At 60.6% G+C, this 6,569-nt stretch carries 7 protein-coding genes and 1 pseudogene; 2 read left to right on the top strand and 6 right to left on the bottom strand.

Translation table 11 applies throughout. The features are described from left to right. Positions 1–1,874: 1,874 nt before the first annotated feature. Positions 1,875–2,177, top strand: a complete 303-nt coding sequence (locus AC1DW2_RS43200; protein ID WP_028156206.1) for a hypothetical protein — start codon at positions 1,875–1,877, stop codon at positions 2,175–2,177. Between the two features lie 785 nt (positions 2,178–2,962). On the opposite strand, the gene AC1DW2_RS43205 is transcribed toward AC1DW2_RS43200, so the two are convergent. The 6 genes and pseudogenes from AC1DW2_RS43205 to AC1DW2_RS43230 all read right to left on the bottom strand — a co-directional run bounded on the left by AC1DW2_RS43205 (position 2,963) and on the right by AC1DW2_RS43230 (position 5,852). Then, on the bottom strand, positions 2,963–3,307 hold the full coding sequence (locus AC1DW2_RS43205; protein ID WP_259222823.1) for a hypothetical protein: 345 nt from the start codon (positions 3,305–3,307) through the stop codon (positions 2,963–2,965). Next, entirely contained in the window at positions 3,304–3,531 is a 228-nt protein-coding gene (locus AC1DW2_RS43210) for a hypothetical protein (protein ID WP_283016734.1), read from the bottom strand. Before AC1DW2_RS43210 ends, AC1DW2_RS43205 begins: the two co-directional genes overlap by 4 nt. A 14-nt stretch (positions 3,532–3,545) precedes the next feature. After that, the gene (locus tag AC1DW2_RS43215) at positions 3,546–3,869 is read right to left on the bottom strand and encodes a hypothetical protein (protein ID WP_354096939.1); all 324 of its coding nucleotides are present in this window, start codon (positions 3,867–3,869) and stop codon (positions 3,546–3,548) included. Positions 3,870–3,939: 70 nt separating this feature from the next. Further along, positions 3,940–4,398 carry an Hsp20 family protein gene (locus AC1DW2_RS43220; protein WP_063979756.1) on the bottom strand — a complete coding sequence of 153 codons (459 nt, stop codon included), beginning with the start codon at positions 4,396–4,398 and terminating at the stop codon, positions 3,940–3,942. 182 nt (positions 4,399–4,580) lie between these two features. Next, positions 4,581–5,502 (bottom strand): annotated as a pseudogene (gene ligD, locus AC1DW2_RS43225) (non-homologous end-joining DNA ligase). A gap of 2 nt (positions 5,503–5,504) precedes the next feature. Further along, complete coding sequence (locus AC1DW2_RS43230) at positions 5,505–5,852, bottom strand: hypothetical protein (RefSeq protein ID WP_283016732.1); 348 nt, start codon at positions 5,850–5,852, stop codon at positions 5,505–5,507. A 203-nt stretch (positions 5,853–6,055) separates the two neighbouring features. Between AC1DW2_RS43230 and AC1DW2_RS43235 the strand changes: the two genes are divergently transcribed. Further along, positions 6,056–6,217 (top strand): DUF2934 domain-containing protein, encoded by a 162-nt coding sequence (locus AC1DW2_RS43235; protein WP_283016731.1) that lies wholly within the window; start codon positions 6,056–6,058, stop codon positions 6,215–6,217. The last annotated feature ends 352 nt before the right edge of the window (positions 6,218–6,569 follow it).

A 6,569-nucleotide genomic window follows, 5' to 3' on the forward strand; every position in this document is an offset into this window, starting at 1 on the left:
CTTCGGCATCCTCCGGTGACAGACCTTGCTGGCGATGGACTTCAGCGCCTTGCTTCACTTTCTCCATCCAGCCATCGACCCACGCTTTGAGATCGGGACTCTCCATATGGTCGCCTCCGTTTCATGAAGTGGTCTTCGGGACCGGGCGCACCGAGCGAAACCAGATTGATAAGACGGGCACGCCCTTGAGCGCACCCGTCCCCTCCAACGGCGCCGGAAGCTTGGGGCAAGGCGGCCGTGGAGGCGCGACCCTAACGGATTGCGCCGGGTTCTGGTTTCAAATGGGGCGGGGCGGACGTGCCACTACGGGACCCGCCCCTAGAGCCGCAGGGTTGCCTTCGGCAAGGCCGGCGGCGGTGGCCGTCGAAGCCATGACGTGAGCGCAGAGCTTTTTCGAGCGCGCGGCACCTGCGCGAAGCTGACGCAGCCGGCCGAGCGCCTCGTCGGAGAGTGGCCCCTCTCTTAGGAACGACCGGCCGGTTGCCGGGTTTTCCCGAGCCCCCCACAAGGGGTGGCTCGTCGCGGCTGGCCTCACAGTGCACTGTCCGGCAACAGCGCACTGTGAGGCCGTTGCTGGTCACCCGCGCATGCACGCGTCACAAACTTCGCTCACACTGGGCAGATCGCCACTGACCGAGGCCAAGGTGAACAATCCGAACAACAATCCCAAGTGCGACAGTGACAAGTGCCGCTACTTTGCAGGCGAGGTCAGGACCTACCCTGACAGCCATCCTCCGCTGACCCTGTGCACAACGTGCTGGGCCCATGAGAGCGCGCGACGGCGATTTAAGACCGGCCGGCCGGTGCTGAAGTGGGCACAGGGCAGACCTATCAGCGCTCTGTCCTCATATACGGACTGAACTCAGGCGCCGGCTCCGGAGCGGCATTCAAGGAGAGTATTGCGCTAACACGCGGGTGCGCGGGCCTCGGTGGTGAATTTCCAAAGACGCTCCAGACAAATACGCTCAACACCATCGAAACGGCGGCGAGGATCAAAAGGTCACGGACCATGATGCCCCTCCCTTTCGCTGGTTCAATGGGGCAACAAACCCAACGTTCCTAGACGAGCCGCTCGCCGCTTCGCGGCGTGGCCTGCGAGCCACATGTCCGACCAAACCGAGGCGATCTGTCGAGATTCGAACAGACGCGTCAGCGCCATGTATTCAGCCTACAGCCATTGGAATGGACGGCGGGTCGGCCCGGTGGCCTCCTCCAGAGCCACCGGGTTTTTCCGGTCTGCGAGGGCGAGTAGCCGAGGGCGCTGTGTGGGTGAGGGCAAATGGGTTTGGATAGTAATCTTCATTTTAAAATCGCTGTCATCGCCCTTGGCGCGTTTACGACCGTCTTGGCGATCAAGCTGATATTTTCTTCCTGAGGCGTTGAGGTTCCCGGCCGTCATATTTGCACGGTAGGGTGCAGAGGCGTGCCCGATGCTCTGGGTGCGCTGACGCAATGCGCTTGCGTTTCAATTCGTTGGTTAGGGCTCGTCTTTGATGTGGGGAGATCCGCTGGCCCGGCTCAGCGCGTAGAGCATTGCGAGCGTGGCGCACAGCCACCTGGTTTCCGGCTTTCTCGATGTGCTCTATGGTCCATATCAGATATTGCATGGCGGTCTTGGAAGGATCAGGGGCAGCAGTCATTGAGGTATCAAGTCACCGGTTCGGGACTGGCGTTGTTACATCACGCCGTCAATTCACCTCCTTAGACGAGAGTCGAATGCAGCAATTGCGCTGAGTTGCCGTTCTTTCCTGGCACCGTCGCTCCTGCGAGCGGCTGCATATTGCGCATTATGGATTTGCGAAAACCACATTTGTCGATGCTTTTTCCGGCCTGTATAAGTCGGTAGCTTCTTCTCCCTATTCGAAGAGGCTATCATGAACGCATTGCATACGTGGCTTTCGCAGCAGCACCACGGGTTGCACACCTTCCGCGAATTCCAGCAAAAACTCTACGAAGCCTGCAAGGACGAGCCTGACCACAAGGGCCTGTGTCGGCTGCTGAATTCGGTCGTCGACAACTATGTCGATACGTTCGACGAAGCGCCATTACCGGTCGCGGTCGCCGACCATGCCTATCATCGTCTGCTCGATCTGGTGGCTGGCATAGATTTCACTGCAAGCGCCGAGCAGCGCCTCGCCACGATCAACCGTGTGGCGGCCAGCGATTTGCTGCCCTAAAGCGCGATGTAGCGAGCGCTTCGCGCTGATCTAGTCTGGACGCGGGTGGAGGCGGGCAGCGAACGCTCTGCTCAAAGACCGCCGTGCTCCGAACGATAGGAACGCGACCCCGCTCCGGGGCCGGTTAAGGAACGCAGCTTGATGCGGGCGGTTGAGATCGTGCGGCACAAATTACGGAGCGCGCCCCGGCAGCGTATCTGGTTATGCAGACCACTTTTTGATGAGTTGAGGCGACCAGAGCGCGAGGCAGTTGAAGCTGAGCGACAGCTTGCAGAGCAGGAGGTACTGGTGATTGCCTTGAAGCGGCAGGGCCAGGACATAATTAAGTCGAGGGCGAGCTGAAAACGATGCGTGCCAACCAGCGCCTTCGCCAGGAAGACCGACTTCGCCTTCTCGCACTGCTGCAACCCTAGCCATCCAACAGGAGCCTGAACGAGACGCTGTCCTGCAGCAACAGGCAGCGGCCCGTATTGTGCGGCCGGGCTCGGAATCCCACGCGGGCAGCGACCCGGCCGCCGCAAGCGTCGCACCGGACTTCGGTCGCGCCCTTGTCACGCCTCGCCCGACCCCGGAGAGGATCGACGCCCGCGGCGTGGCGCGCAGCGGCAGCGGCCGCTCCGCGACCTTCAAGGGACTGGCCACCTCCGGGGGTGTATGGCCGACCAGCGCCAACAGGCAGCCCCCTGGTGAAGAGCATCAGCCCGCTCAGCCAAAGGGCGAATGCGTTGCTTCTGTTCTTGTGTTCTTGCAGAAGTCCTCATCCATCGCGCCTCTCACACCGAACTTCAGTTCGGCGGCTTCAGCTCGCCGGCGAGCCAGCCAACCGCGTCCGTTTGCATCGGATCCACGGCCAAGCGAACCACTTCGGTACGCTCGCAAGTCGAGCACTCGAAGGTGCGCTCGTCGAATCCGCGCGGGCCGGGAGAGATGCGCGCCAACCCCATCCGGTGTTTGCACACAGGACACATCGGACGCTCGTTGGTCGAGAGAGCCATCCCTGAGATCTCCACGGCCGATGATACGCCGTCCGCAGCCGGAGTCTTCAATTTTCGTGCACGGAAGAACCTTCCGAGGAGCGCCAAAGGGAAAGAGCCTGAGCCCGGTCGGCCCAGATTGATGGTCGTGCTCATGCCATCACTTCTGCAACCGGCAGCGGTCGTCCAGGCCTTGGCTCACTGAAGGCGATCGGGAAGGTCGAAGCGGAAAGGCTCTGCAGAGCGGCCACCTCGTCAGAAAGCCGCCGTTCGATGAACTGGCGTTCCAAAGGCAAAAGCCTGGTACGCAGGAGCCGACGGTAGCGGCTGATGTTGTTATGATGGGCACGAAGGCGTGCCAGGTTTTCGTCCGTCGTCATCTGGGCCTCCGAAACTACGCCGCGGCGGCCGCACGTTCGGTCGAACGGAGACGGTAAGGCTTTCCGCCGGGCGGCGTCCGGGGGCCACCGTCCAGGGCGCGCAACGCGTCCAAGATCTCGTCGATCGATACCGGTTTCTTGAGGCCGGCAGGTGCGCGCATCGACGGGCGAGAGGCGATCGCGGACGCGTCGGACGCCCATGATGCCAGGATTGCGCGTTTCTCGCTCAACGTCAGCGCCGGATGATCCAGCACGTCTCTCGGTGCTTCAAACACCGTGCCGGGATGAAGAAGAGCGTCGAAATCGAAAACGTTGTCGTCAGCGGTCGTCGGCCGCATGGTCCTCTCCTTTTCATTGACGAATGGATGGGAGCCGCACGACTTGCAGCGCGGCTCCATGGCGCCTCTACTAGGCGGCGGCTTTGGCTTCCAGCTTCCGCACGCTGCCGGTCGAGGCATCGCCGATCGCAATCCGGCGCGGCTTCATCGCATCCGGAATCTCGCGGACGAGTTCGATGGTCAGCAAGCCGTTGTCGAATGCGGCGCTTTTCACCTGGACATATTCGGCGAGGCTGAATTGGCGCTTGAAGGCGCGGTGCGAGATACCGCGATAGAGGAAATCACGTTCGGTCTTGTCGGATTTGCTGCCTTCAACCGTCACCACGTTCTGCTCGGCGGTGATGACTATATCTTCGGGCGAGAAACCCGCCACAGCCAGCGAGATCTGATAGCGATCCTCCGCCAGCCGTTCGATGTTGTAGGGTGGATAGTTGTCCTCGCTGGCCCGCTGAGCGGTTTCTGCGAGGTCGAAAAGGCGGTCGAAGCCAATGGTCGAGCGCCAGAGGGGTGCAAAATCGTAGGTGCGCATAGCCAAATCCTCCTGAGAGCAAGATGTCTACGAGCGGCACCGGACACAACCGGTGCCCGTCTCTTGGCCCGGGCCCATGAGGCGCCCGGACGCCATCGTCAGATGGCGACAAAAAAATTAGCAAAGCCGGTTTTGGTTTCAAGAGGGGGGCTGAAAAAATTTTGCCACCGATCGCCGCACCGTTACAGGTCCTCGCGCAACCCCTTGAAGAACGGATGCCGCACCTTTCCCTCGGCGGACTTGGCGCGGTACTCGATCTCGGCCAGCAGCTTCGGCTCGACCCATATGCCCTTGTGCGCGATCCGCTTGGTGTAAGGCTGTGCCTTGCGGACGAGCCGCTGAAGCCTCTTGCGCAGCTCTGCGGCCGATGACTTGTCGAAGCCATGGTCGACTTTGCCCGCATAAAGCAGGTCCTCGCCCTTGCGCCGACCGAGATACGTGCCGTCCCATTTGCCTTCATCGAGGGCGAACCCGGCGATGGTGAGCGTCTCCCGCTGGGCGCAGGTTTTCTTGACCCAATCATTGCCGCGGCCGATCGGGTAAACGCTGTCGCGCACCTTGGAGACGACGCCTTCGAGCCCCACCTTTGCAGGCGTGGGCAAACATCTCGCTCCCGTCGATCTCAAAACTCTCGCTGAATTGGACGTCGGTACCGGCAATGATCTTCTTCAGCTCGGCCTTGCGCTGGAATAGCGGCAATTTCCGAATGTCCCTGCCATTGAGGTAAAGCAGATCGAAAGCGACCAGGACGATTTTCGTCGATGCGCCCTTGAGCTCGTTCTGCAGAACCGAGAAATCTGTTGTGCCGTCGGCGGCGGGCACCACGATTTCAGCGTCGATGATCGCGGCACGGGCCCTGACGTGCCAAGCGTCGTTGGCGACCTTCCGGAAGCGATTGGTCCAATCGTGGCCGCGCCGCGTGAAAACCTTCACCGCTTTGTTGGCGAGATGCACCTGGACACGATAGCCGTCGAGCTTGATTTCATGGATCCATCGATCGCCGGTCGGTACTCGGTCGATCGAGCTCGCTAGGGCCGGCGCGGTGAAGCCGGGCAGGGGCACTTTGACGCCGAGCGCTTCCGGCGTTTTCTGTCGGAACGCCATGGTTACACGAGGCGCAGGTTGAATTGCCGAAGATCCTGCGCGGCATTGCGGTCGACGAATTCCTTGAGGTGTGAGGGAACGTCGCTCTGTTGCCAATTGCAACGGCGCTGGAGCTCGCGGGCAATGTCCTCAGAAACATCTTCCGAGCAGCGCTCGGCTTTGTTGAAGGCGATTACCTTGATCGGCCTGCGATATTCTCCCGCAAGCAGATCCTGGATGACTGCTTCTTCCGCCATCTCCAAGTCTGCTTCGCGCCAGGCGCGGCGATTGCGGCCGAAGTCATCTGCGACCAAATAGACGGTCTCGTCACCGTTCGGGGCAATCGACATAAGCCGTCGGGACTGACGCATAAGCAACTCACACAACGGAACCCGGATTCAAGTTGTCGACGTCCGATTCGTTCCTGTCGCGGTGCGTACGCAGTTGGATCAGAGTCGGCACAACAGCGCGACGGTCTGAATAGGAGGCTTCTTAGTTCACAGGCACGTTTTTGGGGGATGACCGGATTAGGAACGCCTCCGATTGCCCCTAGTTGAGGGTCTGGAGAAGGCTCATGAATAGGCGAATTCATGAAGCCGTTGCGGCCCGGGCCTACGAGTTGTGGGAGCAGGCAGGTAAGCCAGAGGGCCGAGACGAAGACTTTTGGCGCTTGGCCGAGCAGGAATTGCTCAACGAGGATCAAAGCTCACCTCGACGCACACCGGATACGCTTTAGGCGAGGGCTACCCGGCATACCCGCGCTTGCCGGCTATCATCTGCCCTGCGCAACCCTGAGGAAATTTGGCGGCGGTCTTTCGAAGCCACCATGGAGAACCGGTCCAGTGCCGGCAACGTCTCGGCCCTGACTGTCCGCAGACGGATCGTCCGTCATCTCCATTGAGAAGCCGAAGGGTTTGGAACGCTTCCCGTACAGATCTTTTGATTTAGTCGCGGATTTCGAGCGAGTTGCCGCGTCCTGGTATCAGAGAAGGTCGAGTTAATGGCTTCTGTCAAAGCGGAATTGGATAGATACTTTGAATTGTTCCGGCGACGGGTGCCTACGAAGGTGTCGACCTTCATTCTGTGGC

Source organism: Bradyrhizobium sp. P3_C3 (genome assembly GCF_056402655.1).